Source organism: Pseudomonas gregormendelii, assembly GCF_017114825.1.
GTDB classification, from domain to species: domain Bacteria; phylum Pseudomonadota; class Gammaproteobacteria; order Pseudomonadales; family Pseudomonadaceae; genus Aquipseudomonas; species Aquipseudomonas gregormendelii.
Map to the genome: position 1 here is coordinate 137,915 of NZ_JADEVO010000004.1, position 16,319 is coordinate 154,233.

Annotated in this window: 12 protein-coding genes and 2 tRNA genes; 4 read left to right on the top strand and 10 right to left on the bottom strand. The window is 60.1% G+C overall.

Annotated elements, in window-relative coordinates; translation table 11 throughout:
* Positions 1 to 4: 4 nt before the first annotated feature.
* From rpsF to rnr, 3 genes are all read right to left on the bottom strand, one after another.
* A complete protein-coding gene (rpsF, locus tag IMW75_RS04765; RefSeq protein ID WP_003217491.1) occupies positions 5 to 427 on the bottom strand; it encodes a 30S ribosomal protein S6 in 423 nt (140 codons plus the stop codon).
* A 296-nt stretch (positions 428 to 723) separates the two neighbouring features.
* On the bottom strand, positions 724 to 1,491 hold the full coding sequence (gene rlmB / locus IMW75_RS04770) for a 23S rRNA (guanosine(2251)-2'-O)-methyltransferase RlmB (RefSeq protein ID WP_045061828.1): 768 nt from the start codon (positions 1,489 to 1,491) through the stop codon (positions 724 to 726).
* The gene (gene rnr, locus IMW75_RS04775) at positions 1,488 to 4,118 is read right to left on the bottom strand and encodes a ribonuclease R (protein ID WP_205892005.1); all 2,631 of its coding nucleotides are present in this window, start codon (positions 4,116 to 4,118) and stop codon (positions 1,488 to 1,490) included. Before rnr ends, rlmB begins: the two co-directional genes overlap by 4 nt.
* A 223-nt stretch (positions 4,119 to 4,341) precedes the next feature.
* On the opposite strand from rnr, the gene IMW75_RS04780 reads away from it, so the two are divergent.
* The 4 genes from IMW75_RS04780 (at position 4,342) to IMW75_RS04795 (ending at position 7,579) form a co-directional block, all read left to right on the top strand.
* Positions 4,342 to 4,428: transfer RNA gene (locus tag IMW75_RS04780), tRNA-Leu, on the top strand.
* Between the two features lie 166 nt (positions 4,429 to 4,594).
* Positions 4,595 to 4,681 (top strand) — tRNA-Leu (locus IMW75_RS04785).
* Positions 4,682 to 5,003: 322 nt separating this feature from the next.
* Complete coding sequence (locus IMW75_RS04790; protein WP_205892006.1) at positions 5,004 to 6,014, top strand: extracellular solute-binding protein; 1,011 nt, start codon at positions 5,004 to 5,006, stop codon at positions 6,012 to 6,014.
* Entirely contained in the window at positions 6,014 to 7,579 is a 1,566-nt protein-coding gene (locus IMW75_RS04795) for an ABC transporter permease (protein ID WP_045061831.1), read from the top strand. The genes IMW75_RS04790 and IMW75_RS04795 overlap by 1 nt, the downstream gene beginning before the upstream one ends.
* A gap of 52 nt (positions 7,580 to 7,631) precedes the next feature.
* Here IMW75_RS04795 and IMW75_RS04800 read toward each other — a convergent pair whose 3' ends face one another.
* The 7 genes from IMW75_RS04800 to hfq form a co-directional block, all read right to left on the bottom strand.
* The gene (locus IMW75_RS04800; protein WP_045061832.1) at positions 7,632 to 9,566 is read right to left on the bottom strand and encodes a methyl-accepting chemotaxis protein; all 1,935 of its coding nucleotides are present in this window, start codon (positions 9,564 to 9,566) and stop codon (positions 7,632 to 7,634) included.
* A 149-nt stretch (positions 9,567 to 9,715) separates the two neighbouring features.
* Positions 9,716 to 11,005 (bottom strand): adenylosuccinate synthase, encoded by a 1,290-nt coding sequence (locus IMW75_RS04805; RefSeq protein WP_045061833.1) that lies wholly within the window; start codon positions 11,003 to 11,005, stop codon positions 9,716 to 9,718.
* A 54-nt stretch (positions 11,006 to 11,059) separates the two neighbouring features.
* Positions 11,060 to 12,247, bottom strand: coding sequence for an ATP phosphoribosyltransferase regulatory subunit (locus tag IMW75_RS04810; protein ID WP_205892007.1), 1,188 nt, complete (start codon positions 12,245 to 12,247; stop codon positions 11,060 to 11,062).
* A 316-nt stretch (positions 12,248 to 12,563) separates the two neighbouring features.
* Positions 12,564 to 13,433, bottom strand: a complete 870-nt coding sequence (gene hflC, locus IMW75_RS04815; RefSeq protein WP_045061835.1) for a protease modulator HflC — start codon at positions 13,431 to 13,433, stop codon at positions 12,564 to 12,566.
* Complete coding sequence (gene hflK, locus IMW75_RS04820; protein WP_045061836.1) at positions 13,433 to 14,605, bottom strand: FtsH protease activity modulator HflK; 1,173 nt, start codon at positions 14,603 to 14,605, stop codon at positions 13,433 to 13,435. Before hflK ends, hflC begins: the two co-directional genes overlap by 1 nt.
* A gap of 96 nt (positions 14,606 to 14,701) precedes the next feature.
* On the bottom strand, positions 14,702 to 16,003 hold the full coding sequence (hflX, locus tag IMW75_RS04825; RefSeq protein ID WP_045061837.1) for a ribosome rescue GTPase HflX: 1,302 nt from the start codon (positions 16,001 to 16,003) through the stop codon (positions 14,702 to 14,704).
* Positions 16,004 to 16,015: 12 nt separating this feature from the next.
* A complete protein-coding gene (gene hfq, locus IMW75_RS04830; protein ID WP_007902656.1) occupies positions 16,016 to 16,276 on the bottom strand; it encodes an RNA chaperone Hfq in 261 nt (86 codons plus the stop codon).
* Positions 16,277 to 16,319: the final 43 nt, after the last annotated feature.

Below are 16,319 nucleotides of genomic sequence, written 5' to 3' on the forward strand. Positions count from 1 at the left end.
TGGATTACTCGTCAGCGTTATCGCTGTTGTCGCTGTCATCACTATCAGCGCTTTCAGCGCCTTCGTGCTCAGGACGGTCGCGACGCTCACGGCGCTCACTGCGGTTTTCTTCAGCCTTGAGCATCTCGGATTGGCCGGTAACGGCTTCTTCGCGACGGATGACCAGGTTACGGATCACTGCATCGTTGTAGCGGAAGTTGTCTTCCAGCTCGGCCAGGGCCTTGCCAGTGCATTCAACGTTCAGCATCACGTAGTGAGCCTTGTGAACATTGTTGATTGCGTAGGCCAGTTGACGACGGCCCCAATCTTCCAGACGGTGGATTTTGCCGCCGTCTTCTTCGATCAGCTTGGTGTAACGCTCAACCATGCCGCCGACTTGCTCGCTTTGATCCGGGTGGACCAAAAAGATGATTTCGTAATGACGCATGAATGCTCCTTACGGGTTGTAGCCTGCCGCTCAAAAGCGGTCAGACAAGGAGTGAATGACACTTATGGACTTGCTTGCGATAGACACATGCGTGCCTGCCGTCACAGCAAGGGGCGCAATTGTAGAGAAGGGGCGGAAGAGGTGCAAGGTAATTGGTGATTATTTGAACAATCACCGCGATACCGGCCGGACACCTGTAGGAGCTGCCGAAGGCTGCGATCTTTTGATCTTAAAAACCAAAATCAAAAGATCGCAGCCTCGTTTCTCTCGGCAGCTCCTACAAGTCCTGCGTAGTGTCAGGACTTTTTGCCAGTCCCGGCTGCCTTGACGCTACGCTGGCGCTGGGCTTCGAACAGGCACACGCCCGTTGCCACGGATACGTTGAGGCTGCTGACGCTGCCAGCCATCGGCAGGTGAACAAGGTAATCGCACAGGTCGCGGGTCAGGCGACGCATGCCGCTGCCTTCTGCACCCATGATCAGGATAGTCGGGCCGGTCATGTCCTGTTGATACAGGCTCTGTTCGGCCTCGCCCGCCGTGCCGACAACCCACAAGCCACGCTGCTTGAGCTTTTCAAGCGTGCGCGCAAGGTTGGTCACTGCAACCAACGGAATCACTTCCGCTGCGCCACAGGCGACCTTGCGCACTGTCGGGGTCAAGGTGGCTGACTTGTCCTTCGGCACGATCACCGCCAGCGCTCCGGCCGCATCGGCCGAACGCAGGCAGGCGCCAAGGTTGTGCGGGTCGGTTACGCCGTCGAGCACCAGCAGCAGTGGAGCGCCGTCGGTGCGATCGAGCAGCTCGTCCAGCATCGCCTCACCCCAGACCTGGCTCGGACTCACATCCGCCACCACGCCCTGGTGTACGCCCTCAACCCAGGCGTCGAGCTCCCGACGCTCGGCATTGCCGACCGCCACGCGATTCTCGGCAGCGAGTTCGATCAGGGTTTTCACGCGCGGGTCGCTGCGACCTTCCGCCAACCAGATCTGCTTGACGCGTTTCGGGTGATGGCGGAGCAGCGCTTCTACGGCATGTACGCCGTAGATTTTTTCCAACTGACTCATGACTTGGCCTTAGGTTTACGCGCCCCGCCGCTTTTGGCTGGGGCCGAGCCCGCTTTTGGCGGGCCTTTACGGTGTTTGCTTGGCTTGCTGCCGGGAGCCTTGTCAGGCGCCGACCGTCCGGTCTTTCCCCCAGACGCCGCTTTACCGCCGCTTTTCGCTTCAGACAGCAATGCCTGCTTCAATTCACGACTTTTGCGCAGCTCGGCATTTTTTGCCGCCGCATCGCTCGGACGATAGGCTTCGACAGCCTTCTCCTTCGCTGGACGACGGCCTGTTTTCGCGGCAGCCGGCTCGGCAACGGTTTTAGCCGTGGACTTGCTGGCTGGCTCGGTTTTTTCAGTTCCGCGCTTCTTGCGGCCGATTGGCGCGCTGATGGTTTTTTCAGCCATCTCGAAGTCGATCTTGCGCTCGTCGAGGTCAACGCGCATCACGCGCACTTCAACGGTATCGCCAAGGCGGAAGCTGCGACCGGTGCGCTCACCGGCGAGGCGGTGGTGCACAGGATCGAAGTGGTAGTAATCCCCAGGCAGCGCGGTGACGTGCACCAGGCCTTCGACGTAGATATCGGTCAGCTCGACGAACAGGCCAAAACCGGTCACGGCAGTGATCACACCCGGGAACGATTCACCCACGCGATCTTTCATGAACTCACACTTGAGCCAGTTCACTACGTCGCGGGTCGCTTCGTCGGCGCGGCGCTCACTCATCGAGCATTGCTCGCCGAGCTGCTCGAGGGCGGCTTCGTCGTACGGATAGATCCGCGCTTTCGGGATGGTCATCGCGCCAGCACGGCGAACGTGCGGGGTGTCCTGCTTCGAATGGATGACGCTGCGGATCGCCCGGTGCGTGAGCAGGTCCGGGTAGCGGCGGATCGGCGAAGTGAAGTGGGTATAGGCTTCGTAATTCAGGCCGAAGTGGCCCTGGTTATCAGCGCTATACACCGCCTGACTCAGGGAACGCAGCATGACGGTCTGGATCAGGTGGAAATCCGGACGGTCCTTGATGCTGGCCAGCAACGCCTGGTAATCCTTCGGCGACGGGCCGTCCTTGCCTTTGTGCAGGGACAGGCCGAGCTCACCCAGGAACGCGCGCAGTTTTTCCAGGCGTTCCGGTGGCGGACCGTTGTGAACGCGATACAGAGCCGGAATTTCGTGCTTCTTGAGGAACTCTGCGGTGGCCACGTTGGCCGCCAGCATGCACTCCTCGATCAGCTTGTGCGCATCGTTACGAACGGTCGGACGGATTTCGGCAATCTTGCGCTCGGTGCCGAAGATAATCCGGGTTTCCTGGGTTTCGAAATCGATCGCGCCGCGCACGTGACGCGCGCCCAGCAGCACTTTGTAAAGCGCGTAAAGCTGCTTGAGGTGCGGCAGGACATCGTTGTACTCGCCGCGAAGCTGACGCGCCTCGGTGAGTTTCGGCGTTTCCAGCATCGCGCTGACCTTGTTGTAGGTCAGGCGGGCGTGGGAGTGGATGACGGCCTCGTAGAAGCAGTAGTCAGTCATCTCGCCCGTTTTGGAGATTGTCATCTCGCAAACCATGGCCAGGCGATCGACGTGCGGGTTCAGCGAGCACAGGCCGTTGGACAGCTGCTCCGGCAGCATCGGAATCACGCGCTCGGGGAAGTACACCGAGTTGCCCCGAACCTGGGATTCGTTGTCCAGGGCCGAGCCGATTTTCACGTAGCTGGAGACGTCGGCAATTGCCACGTACAACTTCCAGCCGCCGGAGAACAGGCGCAGCTTGCCCGGCTTGGCTTCACAGTAAACGGCATCATCGAAGTCGCGCGCGTCCTCACCGTCAATGGTGACGAACGGCAGATGGCGCAGGTCGATGCGCTTCTCTTTGTCTTTCTCTTCGACTTCAGGCTTGAGCTTGGCGGCTTCTTTCAACACCGCTTCAGGCCAGACGTGCGGGATATCGTACGCACGCAGGGCGACGTCGATTTCCATGCCCGGCGCCATGTAGTTGCCCACGACCTCGACCACATCGCCTTGCGGCTGGAAGCGTGGGGTCGGCCAGTGGGTGATCTTCACTTCAACGAACTGACCGATCTTGGCATTGGCATTACGGCCCGGCGTGACCAGCACTTCCTGCTGGATTTTCGGGTTGTCCGCGACCACGAAGCCGATACCACCCTCTTCGAAGTAACGACCGACGATGGTCTCGTGGGCACGGGACACCACTTCGACGATCATGCCTTCGCGGCGACCACGACGATCCAGGCCGGAAACACGGGCCAGTGCACGATCACCGTCGAACACCAGGCGCATTTGCGCCGGGCTCATGAACAGGTCGTCACTGCCGTCATCCGGCACCAGGAAGCCGAAGCCGTCCCGGTGACCACTGATGCGGCCGAGGATCAAGTCGAGCTTGTCCACCGGCGCATAGGTGCCACGACGGGTGTAGATGAGTTGAGCGTCGCGCTCCATGGCGCGCAGGCGGCGGCGCAGGGCTTCGATCTGGTCTTCTGTGGTCAGACCAAACTCTTCGACCAGTTGCTCGCGGTTAGCAGGCGAACCCCGATCAGCAAGATGCTGAAGGATCAGTTCGCGGCTAGGAATAGGGTTTTCATATTTTTCCGCTTCACGAGCGGCCTCGGGATCGAGGGACTGCCAATCGGCCATTAGAGAGTTTTCACCTTGTCTATATGCGGTTAGTTTGGCATAGGCGTAATGAAACGGGAAATTTCAGGCTGCGAGAGCCTGTCCAAAGCCCTTTATCGACACCTCAACGCCGATTTAAATGCCACTGGTAACATTTTGCAGGTTTTTTTGATGCCAGGGGTTTACAGTTAAAAAGACGCTCCGTATAGTGCGCGCCATCGACGACGGAGACGTTGCCGATACTGCCCAGATGGTGAAATTGGTAGACACGCCAGCTTCAGGTGCTGGTGACCGCAAGGTCGTGGAAGTTCGAGTCTTCTTCTGGGCACCAATTTCGAGCTTGAGATTAGATCAATTTCAAGACTCGCACAAAAACCCGCGAAAGCGGGTTTTTTGCATTATAAGCTTTTGATTTATTAAAATTAAATCAGGGGTTTACAGATCAAAAAGCTCTCCGTATAGTGCGCCACATCAACAGCGGCAACGCTGAAGATTATGCCCAGATGGTGAAATTGGTAGACACGCCAGCTTCAGGTGCTGGTGACCGCAAGGTCGTGGAAGTTCGAGTCTTCTTCTGGGCACCAATTCAAATTCAAGGTTTCGGCCTTGGATTTCACAGAAACCCGCGAAAGCGGGTTTTTGCGTTTCTGGCTTCCAGAAATCTGTATTTGGCATAAATTCCCCTGTAGGAGCTGCCGAAGGCTGCGATCTTTTGATCTTGATTGTTGACTGATCTGAAGTCGCTGAAGATCAAAAGATCGCAGCCTTCGGCAGCTCCTACGGTGGGTTGGCGTGCATTCGCCCTTTTCCATCACAGGCATTCCCACCCCGCAAAGCGCACTTGAGAAACAATATCGTTTATCATTGTTTCAAGTTTTTGCAATGCGACAGTGAGGAACCCTGCGAATGATGCTTCGAAATACCCTGCGCCGCGGCCTGACCATCACCCTGCTCGGCCTGGCAATCGCCACTCCCCTCACCCAGGCTGCTGATCCAGTTTCCCTGACACTCTATAACGGTCAACACAAGGAAGTGGGCGACGCCGTCGCCAAGGCCTTCGAAGCCAAGACCGGCATTCACGTCAATGTGCGCAAGGGCAGCAGCAACCAGCTGGCCAGCCAGGTTGTAGAAGAGGGCGAGCGCTCGCCTGCCGACGTGATCTATACCGAAGAATCGCCCCCGCTGAACAAACTCGGGCAACAGGGCGTGCTCGCGCCTACCGATGCGGCCACCCTCGCCGTGCTGCCCAAGGACTATGTTGCCGCAGACGGCACCTGGATCGGCATCACCGCCCGGGTTCGCGTCGTCGCCTACAACCCCAAGCTGATCGACGAAAAAGACCTGCCGAAATCGGTGATGGAGTTCTCCGACCCGAAATGGCAAGGCAAAGTCGGCTTCGTGCCCACCAGCGGCGCATTCCAGGAACAGGCAGTCGCCATCATCAAGGTGCACGGTATGGACGCCGCCGAAGAATGGCTGACCGGCCTGCGCGCATTCGGCAAGACTTACAGCAACAACATGGTCGCCCTCAAGGCTGTTGAAAACGGCGAAGTCGCTACCGTGCTGGTGAACAACTACTACTGGTTTGCCCTGCAGCGGGAAAAAGGCCAGCTGGACTCCAAACTGCATTACTTCACCGGCGGTGACGTCGGCGGGCTGATCACCGTTTCCAGCGCAGCCGTGCTCAAGTCCAGCAAGCATCCCAAGGAAGCCCAGCAGTTGCTGGCCTACATGGCGAGCGAGGAAGGCCAGCGCGTGATCACCCAAACCACCGCCGAGTACCCGCTGCACAAAGGCATGCAATCGGACCGCGGCCTCAAGCCGTTCAGCGAGCTCGAAGCACCGAAAGTCACCCCCGCCGACCTCGGCAATGCCGATGAAGCACTGGACCTGGAACGTGACGTTGGCTTGAACTGATGAGCGCATCGTTATCCGCCCCCGCCTCGCGCGGGGGTTATGTGCCAAGGCGCAAGGGGCCTTCTATCTGGCTGTTACTGCCGGTTTTGCTGTTGGTTGTGCTCAGCCTTCTACCGCTGGTGTATGTCGGCCTCAAAACCTGGCAGGCCGGCTGGGCCGAGGCGCTGCATTTGCTCTGGCGGCCGTATGTGTTCGGCCTGCTGCGCAATACCCTGGCACTGATGATCGGCGTGACGGTCGCCTGTGGGGTGATCGGGCTGTCGCTGGCTTGGCTGCTGGAACGCAGCAACCTGCCAGGGCGGCGACTATGGGGGGTGATTCTATGCCTGCCATTCGCGGTACCCGCGTTTGTCAGCAGCTTCACCTGGGTGTCTCTGAGCGCAAGCTTTGAAGGCCTGGGCGGGGCGATTCTGGTGATGACCCTGTCCAAGTACCCGCTGATCTTCCTGCCCGTCGCTGCCACCTTGCGCAATCTGGACCCGTCACTGGAAGAGTCCGCCCGCACCCTCGGGCAGAATCGCTGGGGCGTGTTTTTCCGGGTCACGCTGCCGCTGCTATGGCCGTCCTTGCTCGCAGGTTCCCTGCTGATTGCCCTGCACATGCTGGTGGAATTCGGCGCCCTGTCGATCATTGGCCTGCAGACTTTCACTACAGCGATCTACCAGCAGTTCGAGCTGGAATTCAGCAACGCCAACGCGGCAATGCTTTCGGCGGTACTGTTGGCGCTGTGCCTGATACTGCTCTGGCTCGAGCTTAAAGTGCGCGGCAAGGGTCGACACGTGCGCACCGGCCAGGGCGCGGCGCGACAGGCTGCACAGGTTCGCCTGGGGCCGTGGGCTGTCGCGGGACAGGCGTACTGCCTGATGCTGGCAATCATCGGCAGCGGCATTCCTTTGGGGATGCTGGCGTACTGGCTGGCGGTGGGTTCGTCGGCGGCCTTTCCCGTAGCAGCGATCAGCGAGGCGCTGCTGTCGTCGCTTGCTCTTTCGCTGGGCGGCGCGGCGCTGTGTCTGGTGCTGGCAGTGCCGGTGGGCTTGCTGGTGGTGCGCTACAAGGGCCGGCTGGCGATCTGGGCCGAGCGCCTGCCCTACCTGCTGCATGCGTTGCCAGGCCTGGTGATCGCACTGACGCTGGTGTATTTCGCCCTGCACTACGTACCGGTGCTATACCAGACTTCGGCATTGCTGCTGATCGCTTATGCGCTGCTGTTTCTACCGCTGGCCCAGGCACCGATCCGCACGGCATTGAACAAGGCTGCGCCGCAGCTGGAAGAGGCGGCTCGCACGCTGGGAGCGTCGTCCTTCAGCGCGTTTTGCCGGGTGACGCTGCCGATCATTTTCCCGGCGCTGGGGGCGGCGTTCGCCCTGGTGTTCCTTGACGCGATGAAGGAGCTGACGGCCACGCTGCTGCTGAGCCCGACCGGGCTCAATACGCTGGCGACTGAGGTGTGGGCGCATACCGCGAATGTGGAATTCGCGGCGGCAGCGCCTTATGCGGCGCTGTTGATTCTGGTGTCGGGGTTGCCGGTGTATTTGTTAACTACCCGGATGTATCTCAGCCGCTGAGACCGCTATCGCGGGCATGGCCGCGATAGCGTCAGACCTGCCAATACAAAACCTAAGCCCTGAACTGCCCCAGGCTCGCCTTCAGCTGTGCCGCCAACCCATCCAGCACCTTGCCGCTGGCAGTGGTTTCGACAACCGCCTGAGCGGCCTTCTCCGCTTGGGCATGAATGGTTTCAACCCGTCCCCGCACCGCCTGCGCGCCTTGCGCCTGGTGCGCCGCCGCCTGCGTTGCCAGGCCGATGGCCGCATGCACCTGTTCGACCGAGGCCTGCACCGACTGCTGCAAACGCGCACTGTCACGCAATACCAGCAAGCCTTCATTGGCCTGGCGCCCAGCCTGGCCAATCGCGGCCACAGCCTCGCGTGCGCCTTGCTGCAAGGCGACGATATGCGCCTGAATGTCACCGGTTGAGCTCTGGGTCTTGCTGGCCAACGCCCGCACCTCATCTGCCACCACCGCAAACCCGCGACCGGTTTCCCCGGCACGGGCCGCCTCGATGGCCGCATTGAGCGCCAACAGGTTGGTTTGCTCGGCGATCCCGTGGATCACCGTCAAAACCACTTCAATCTGCTCGCTCTGCAGCGCCAGGCGCTCGATAACCTTGGCCCCGGTATCGACCTGCCCGGCCAGCGCCTCGATCAGGCTGCCCACTTTTGCCGAGGTCCGGGTGTTCTCATCGGTCGCCGAACGAATGTCCACCACCTGCTGCAAGGCGGCCTGCATCGCATGACTTTCCGACTGCGCCTCATCGGCCATTTGCGAGAGCGCCCGCAGGCTCTCGGCCACTTCATCGCGCTGCATCCCCGCCGCCGCATCAGCCCCGGCATTGCGCAGGGTCATCGCGCCGATTTCCACGCCAGTGCGCTGAGCCACATCCCCGGCTTCGCGCACGATGGGTTGCAACTTGTCGACGAAGCGGTTGACCGCCGAGGCCATGTCGCCGATTTCATCCTTGCTGCTGATCTGCACGCGCTTGGTCAGGTCGCCCTCACCCGCCGCAAGGTCGTCCATGGCGGCAATCAGCAGCTTCAGACGGTTGACCACACGCCGGCCGAGCACTACCGCCAATAACAGCAGCACACCAAAGCCAACCACGGCCAGGCTCATGCCTATGCGCCAGCGCAATGTACCCGCGGCCTCCTGCACAGTGGCGGCGGTGTTGGCTTTCATGTCCGAGGCGGTCGATTGCGCCGACTGCAGGCGCGCACGCATGGCCGTGGCGCTGTCGGCAGCGGCGCCCTTGAGGCTGTCGGCGACCAGTTGGTCGCTGCTGCCAATCAACCCCGAGAAGCGCTTGTCGAGGGCCGCCAGGTCGGCTTCAACCGAGGCAGTCGAGACGCCCATCAGGACCTTGCCGATTTCCACCCCATTGGGGTTGATCGAGGCTTCGAGGTAGTAAACCGACGGATCGTTCTTTGCCGCATCCAGCACCTTGTCCAGCGCGCGCTCGCCCTGGCCTTTTTCCAGCAGGGCCTTGTTGATCGGGTTCTCACGGTTCAGATAACGCGTGAGGTGCTGCCCGGTGGCGTCGTCATACACCACAAACAGCACGTTGGGATTGCGCTGCGCCCGGCGGGCGAACTCCGAGAGTGTCGGGACGTCGCTGTCCCACATGGCACGGGGTGCGACCGAGGCCAGCAGCTGAGCCATGTCGTTGGCGGAATCCTTGAGATCCTTTTCCAGGGTCGCACGCAGTTGCGCCTGCTCCTCTTCCAGTTTCGAGGACAAACCCGCCGTGAGGCGCTGACGCGTGCTGGTGGAAAGGTTGTCGAGACTCGACGTGACCTCACGCCCGGCCTGCTCGAGCTCGCCGGACAGCTTTTGACTGTCGGCGCCCAGGCGCACAGCCAAATCAGCTTCCAGCGCAGTCACCGTGCTCCGTGTCAGGGCTACGGCTACCAGTACTTGCACCAAAAGAGCGATACCGAGGGTAACGAACACGGGCCGCAACAAACGGCTTTGTAACAATGAGAGAACGGCTGACACTAGGAATCCCTCTGCTTGACGCCATTAAATTGATGGCATCCCACAAAAGATGCACTTAATGAAGATCACAGCAAAGGTCATGCCGCCGGCTGAGCAGAAACGACAAAGGCCCCAATTAAGGGGCCTTTGTGTTTTACATCAACAGCTTATTAAGCGAACGGGTGACGCAGAACGATGGTTTCGTTGCGGTCCGGACCCGTCGAAATAATGTCGATCGGCGCGCCGATCAGCTCTTCAACACGCTTGATGTAGGCACGGGCGTTAGCTGGCAGCTCTTCAAGGGTTTTGGCACCCACGGTCGACTCGGTCCAGCCCGGCACTTCTTCGTACACAGGCACCAGGCCCACGTAGCTGTCAGCGTCGGTTGGAGCCACGTCCTTGCCTTCTGCATCCTGGTAGCCGACGCAGATATTGATGGTTTGCAGGCCGTCGAGTACGTCCAGCTTGGTCAGGCAGATGCCCGAGATGCTGTTCACATCGATAGCACGACGCAGGATAACGGCGTCGAACCAGCCACAACGACGGGCACGGCCGGTAGTCGCGCCGAACTCGTGGCCTTGTTTGGCCAGGTGCGCACCGACTTCGTCGAACAGCTCAGTCGGGAAAGGACCCGAACCTACGCGAGTGGTGTAGGCCTTGGTGATGCCCAGGATGTAGTCCAGGAACATGGGACCAACACCCGAGCCAGTCGCAACGCCACCAGCGGTGGTGTTGGAGCTGGTCACGTACGGGTAGGTACCGTGGTCGATGTCCAGCAGCGAGCCTTGGGCGCCTTCGAACATGATGTCTTTGCCAGCGCGACGCAGGTCGTGCAGTTCGGCAGTCACGTCCAGCATCAGCGGCTTGAGCAGCTCAGCGTATTCCTTGCACTCGGCCAGGGTCTTGTCGAATTCGATGGCCGGCTCTTTGTAGTAACCCACCAGCATGAAGTTGTGGTAGTCCACCAGTTCACGCAGCTTGTCTTCAAAGCGCGGCATGTTGAGCAGGTCGCCCACACGCAGGCCACGACGCGCGACCTTGTCTTCGTAAGCCGGGCCGATACCGCGACCGGTGGTGCCGATCTTCAGCTCGCCACGGGCTTTTTCACGGGCCTGGTCCAGCGCAACGTGGAAGGACAGGATCAGCGGGCAGGACGGGCTGATACGCAGGCGCTCACGCACCGGTACGCCTTTCTCTTCCAGCTTGGTGATCTCACGCAGCAGGGCGTCCGGTGCAACCACCACGCCGTTGCCGATCAGGCACTGCACGCCTTCGCGCAGCACGCCCGACGGGATCAGGTGCAAGACGGTTTTTTCGCCGTCGATCACCAGGGTGTGACCCGCGTTGTGGCCACCTTGGTAGCGCACTACGGCGGCAGCATGTTCGGTCAGCAGATCAACGATCTTGCCTTTGCCCTCATCACCCCATTGGGTGCCCAGGACTACGACATTCTTACCCATAACACTTGTCCTCTTCGCGCAAACTTGGTGCCGGCCACGGGCCGACAGGAAAACTCAAGAAGCCAGTGGCGATACTTGCCACAGCCCGTTCTGCTGAATCAATTGCCGGTCGCAGTCCGCTTCACGGGCGGCGGCCAAAGGTTGCCCAGGCAACGCCTGAACGACACGCTGACCCTCACTGCGCAACTGGCAAACCTGCTGCCAGAGTGCCGCATCCGTACTGTCAGGCATCCAGATACCGCCAGACGGTAGCTGGATTTCAGCACGCCCCAGGGTCACCAGGGTTTTCAAATCGGTGGAGAAGCCGGTGGCCGGGCGGGCACGACCGAAGTCGGCGCCGATGTCGTCGTAACGACCACCCTGGGCGATGGACTGGCCAACACCCGGCACGAACACGGCAAACACCACACCGGTGTGGTAGTGGTAACCACGCAATTCGCCCAGGTCGAAGTACAGCGGTAATTCCGGGAAGCGTACGGACAGCCGTTCGGCGATTGCCAGCAGGTCGTCCAGCGCAGCCAGTACCGGCGCCGGCGCATGAGCCAGGCGCTCACGGGCCGCTTCCAGCACTTCACGCCCGCCGCACAGGTCGACCAATGCCCGCAGCATGCCCGACAAATCGGCAGGCAAGCCCTCGGTCAAGGTAATGACCTCGTCGATGGCCTTGCGTTGCAGCGCGTCGAACAACTGCTGCTCGACTTCACCGGACAAACCGGCGGCGCGCGCCAGGCCACGGTAAATGCCTACATGCCCCAGGTCCATGTGCACGTCCGGCACATCGGCCAGCTGCAGCATGGCCAGCATCAGGCTGATGACTTCCACGTCACTGCTCGGGCTACCGTCGCCGTACAGCTCGGCGCCCAGCTGAATCGGGCTGCGCGAGGACGACAAGGCGCGCGGCTGCGCGTGCAGGACGCTGCCGGCATAGCACAGGCGGCTCGGGCCTTCGCGACGCAGGGTGTGCGCGTCGATGCGCGCCACCTGCGGCGTGATGTCGGCACGAAAGCCCATCTGCCGGCCCGACTGTGGGTCGATGACCTTGAAGGTACGCAGATCGAGGTCCTGGCCCGCGCCGGTCAGCAGGGATTCCAGGTACTCGATATGGGGAGTCACGACAAACTCGTAACCCCAGCTCTGGAACAGATCCAACACCTGGCGGCGCGCTACTTCAATGCGCGCTGCCTCCGGTGGCAGTACTTCTTCGATGCCATCTGGCAGCAGCCAGCGGTCTACCGTTGCCATTACGCCATTCCCCTATGATCCGGGCGGCCAGCCGTTGGGCGAGCCTTGAGTGAAGCAGAAAATGGCCGGCTCATGCGCAAATCAGCGCGCATGAACAACAGGGCGAAAAGCCTGCAATCGGCTTCGCCTGCCATTTCCCTCGAAAAACCTGTCGAGTCGTTCAACTCGGGTGCCTGCATAAAAACAGCAATCAAACGTGCAGACGCAAAAAAGCCGGGAATTTCCCGGCTGCCGCATCATACACACGTTTTCCCAAAGGATCACCCCGCCCGAGGCTTTAGCCGCCAGGCGGGGGATGATTCAGGTCAACGCCGTATCAAGGCTTGGCTTTTTCCAGGTAACGGAAGAAGTCGCTGCTTGGGTCGAGGACCATGACGTCGGATTTGTTCGCGAAGCTTTCACGGTAGGCTCGCAGGCTACGATAGAAACCGTAGAACTCCTGGTCCTGGCCGTAGGCCTTGGAGTAGATCGCCGCTGCCTGGGCGTCGCCGTCACCGCGAACCTCTTCAGATTCACGATAGGCCTCAGCCAGCAGCACTCGACGCTGACGATCGGCGTCGGCACGGATGCCTTCAGCCAGTTCGTTACCTTTGGCGCGGTGCTCGCGAGCTTCACGCTCACGCTCCGAACTCATGCGTTCGAATACGCTGCGGTTCACTTCCTTCGGCAGGTCGATGGCCTTGACCCGAACATCGACAACTTCGATGCCCAGCTCTTTTTCGGCCATCTTGTTCAGCGAAGCGGTGATGTCAGACATCAACGCATCACGCTCGCCCGAGACAACCTCGTGCAACGTGCGCTTACCGAACTGGTCACGCAGGCCCGATTCCAGACGACGGGACAGACGTTCGTCAGCGATCTGCTTGAGGCCGGATGTAGCGGTGTAGAAGCGCTCGGCATCTTTCACGCGCCACTTGGCGTAGGCATCGACCATGACGGCTTTCTTTTCCAGCGTCAGGAAACGTTGTGTCGGTGCATCCAGCGTCATCAGGCGCGCGTCGAATTTGCGCACCTGGTTAACGTAAGGCACTTTCACATGCAGGCCCGGCTGAACGTCAGCCTGGACCACGCGACCGAACTGCAGCAACACCGCACGCTCGGTCTGAGCCACGATGTAGAAGCAGTTCCAGGCAGCGATCGCCACGACGACCACGACAATAAGGGCGATCAGCGATTTATTGCTCATCAGCGACTCTCCCTGGTACGTGTCTGCTGTTGCTGCAGATCAGCTGCTGCACGCGCATTCGCTTCATTGCTGGAGGCTGCTGCGCCCGTCACCGGAGCGCTGGTGCTGCGACCACTGTCAATCATCTTGTCCAGCGGCAAGTACAGCAGATTGCTCTGGCCGTTCTTGTTACCGGTCACGAGAACCTTGCTGGTATTGCTGAAGACTTCCTGCATGGTGTCCAGGTACAGACGCTCGCGGGTAACTTCAGGTGCCTTGCGATACTCGCTGACCAGTTTGGTGAAGCGATCTGCCTCACCCTTGGCGCGCGAGACGGTTTCGTCGCGGTAGCCGTTGGCATCTTCAAGGATGCGCTGGGCCTGACCACGGGCTTCCGGCACGACACCGTTGGCGTAGGTTTCAGCCTGGTTGCGCGAACGCTGCTCGTCTTCACGGGCACGGATCACATCATCGAAGGCTTCCTGTACTTCACGCGGTGCCGCTGCGCTCTGCACGTTGACCTGGGTGATGGTAATACCGGTGCGATAAGTATCCATGAAGCGTTGCAGGCGCTCCTTGATTTCGCTGGCCATCAACTCACGACCTTCGGTCAGTACCTGGTCCATGGCGGTGGAACCCACCACATGGCGCAAGGCGCTTTCAGTCGCGTGCTGCAGGCTGATTTCCGGCTGATCGACGCTCAGCACGAAGTCCTGCAGGTTGCTGATCCTGTACTGCACGGTCAGCGGCACTTCGACGATGTTCTCGTCTTCAGTCAGCATTTGACCCTGCTTGGTGTAGGCACGCTCACGCGTGACGTTTTCCAGGTACTTGCGATCGATTGGCGGGAAGTAGATGTTCAAGCCCGGGCCAACCGTTTCGTAGTACTTGCCGAAGCGCAGCACCACGGCTTGCTCCTGCTCGTCGACGACATAGACCGCGCTGTACAGCCAGACAGCCGCCAGCACGACGAGGACGACGCCAAGAATGCCGCCGAAGCCGCCACTCTTGCCCGAACCGCCGCCGTCATCACCACGTTTCTTACCACCACCGAACAACCCGTTCAGGCTTTCCTGCAGCTTTCGGAAGGCCTCGTCGAGATCCGGTGGTCCCTTGCGGTCGCCGTTATTGCGGCGCTTGCCACCCCAAGGATCCTGATTATTCGAGTTGCCACCCGGCTCATTCCAAGCCATAGCGCTCTCCATCTGATAAAGCAAAGACGCACCCACGGCGCGCCGACCAATGCTACAGAATGCCTGCGACTGCGGCACAACCGCTTTCTCAGGCTTTTATTGCAAAGTGTGTTGCTCGATGAACTCTGTCGGCACAACGCCTTCACGGCTGACCAGCCGATTGAGCTCCGAGCGCGGCAATCGAACGGCCAGCAAGCTGACCCCTTCTTCGTCGTATTCTTCTTTCTGCACCGCACCGAGGTCGAAAAACTGCGCACGCAGTCGAGCGAATCGTTGCGGCAAGCGCAAGGTACCCACAAACAGCTCACTGCCCAGCAACTCGGCAATCGCTTGCTCCAGCAACTCCAGGCCACTGCCATCACGCGCCGACAACCAGACCCGTAGAGGCTTGCCGTTTTCGTCGCGCTGGATTTGTGGCTCAACGCCTTCAAGCAAATCGAGTTTGTTATAGACCTCGAGGATCGGCAAGTCCTGGGCACCAATCTCGCCCAGCACCACCATCACCTGTTCGATCTGCAACATGCGATCCGGCTCGGCCGCATCGATCACGTGCAACAACAGATCGGAGTTGCTCGACTCTTCGAGGGTAGACCGAAATGCCTCGACAAGCTTGTGTGGCAAGTGGCGAATGAAACCCACAGTGTCGGCCAGGACGATCGGCCCCAGGTCGTCCAGTTCCAGACGGCGCAAGGTCGGGTCCAGGGTGGCAAACAGCTGGTCAGCCGCATATACATCGGATTTCGTCACGTTGTTGAAGAGCGTGGACTTGCCGGCGTTGGTATACCCCACCAGGGAAACGGTAGGGATATCCGCGCGCGTACGGCCACGTCGCGACTGCTCGCGCTGGCTGCGCACTTTTGCCAACCGGCCCTTGATCTGACGCAGGCGAACCCGCAGCAGACGGCGGTCGGTTTCCAGTTGGGTTTCACCCGGGCCACGCATGCCGATACCGCCACCTTGACGTTCAAGGTGAGTCCAGCCACGAACCAGGCGGGTGCTCATGTGGTCAAGCTGGGCCAGTTCTACCTGGAGCTTGCCTTCATGGGTACGGGCGCGCTGGGCGAAAATATCGAGAATCAGACCGGTGCGGTCAATCACGCGACACTCGAAAACTCGTTCGAGGTTACGTTCCTGACTCGGCGTGAGGATGTGATTGAAGATCACCAGGTCTGCCTTCTCGGCATGGACCAGGTCGCGCAGTTCCTCGACCTTGCCACTGCCGATCAGGAATTTGGCGGTTGGCCGATGACGCGGCACGTTAAAAAACGCAACGGTCTCGGCGCCGGCCGAATTAGCCAACTCCTGAAACTCCTGCGGATCTTCGCGCGCCTCAGGGTCCTGTCCATCCAAGTGAACGAGGATCACTCGCTCACCACCACCGTGGCGCTCAAAGAACAAAGGGGACTCCTATCAGGCGTTACCTGGCTCAGCGTCACCCGCTTCGGATTCGGTTGCGCTAGGCAGACGAATTGGACGAACCGGCACCACTGTCGAGATAGCGTGCTTGTAAACCATCTGGCTCACGGTGTTCTTCAGCAGGATAACGAACTGGTCGAAAGACTCGATCGTGCCTTGCAGTTTGATCCCGTTGACCAGGTAGATGGAAACCCCAACTTTCTCTTTACGTAAAGTATTCAGGTAAGGGTCTTGTAGCGAATGCCCTTTTGACATGTGCCGCACTCCTTTAAGGATTCAAAATAAAAATAGGTAAACA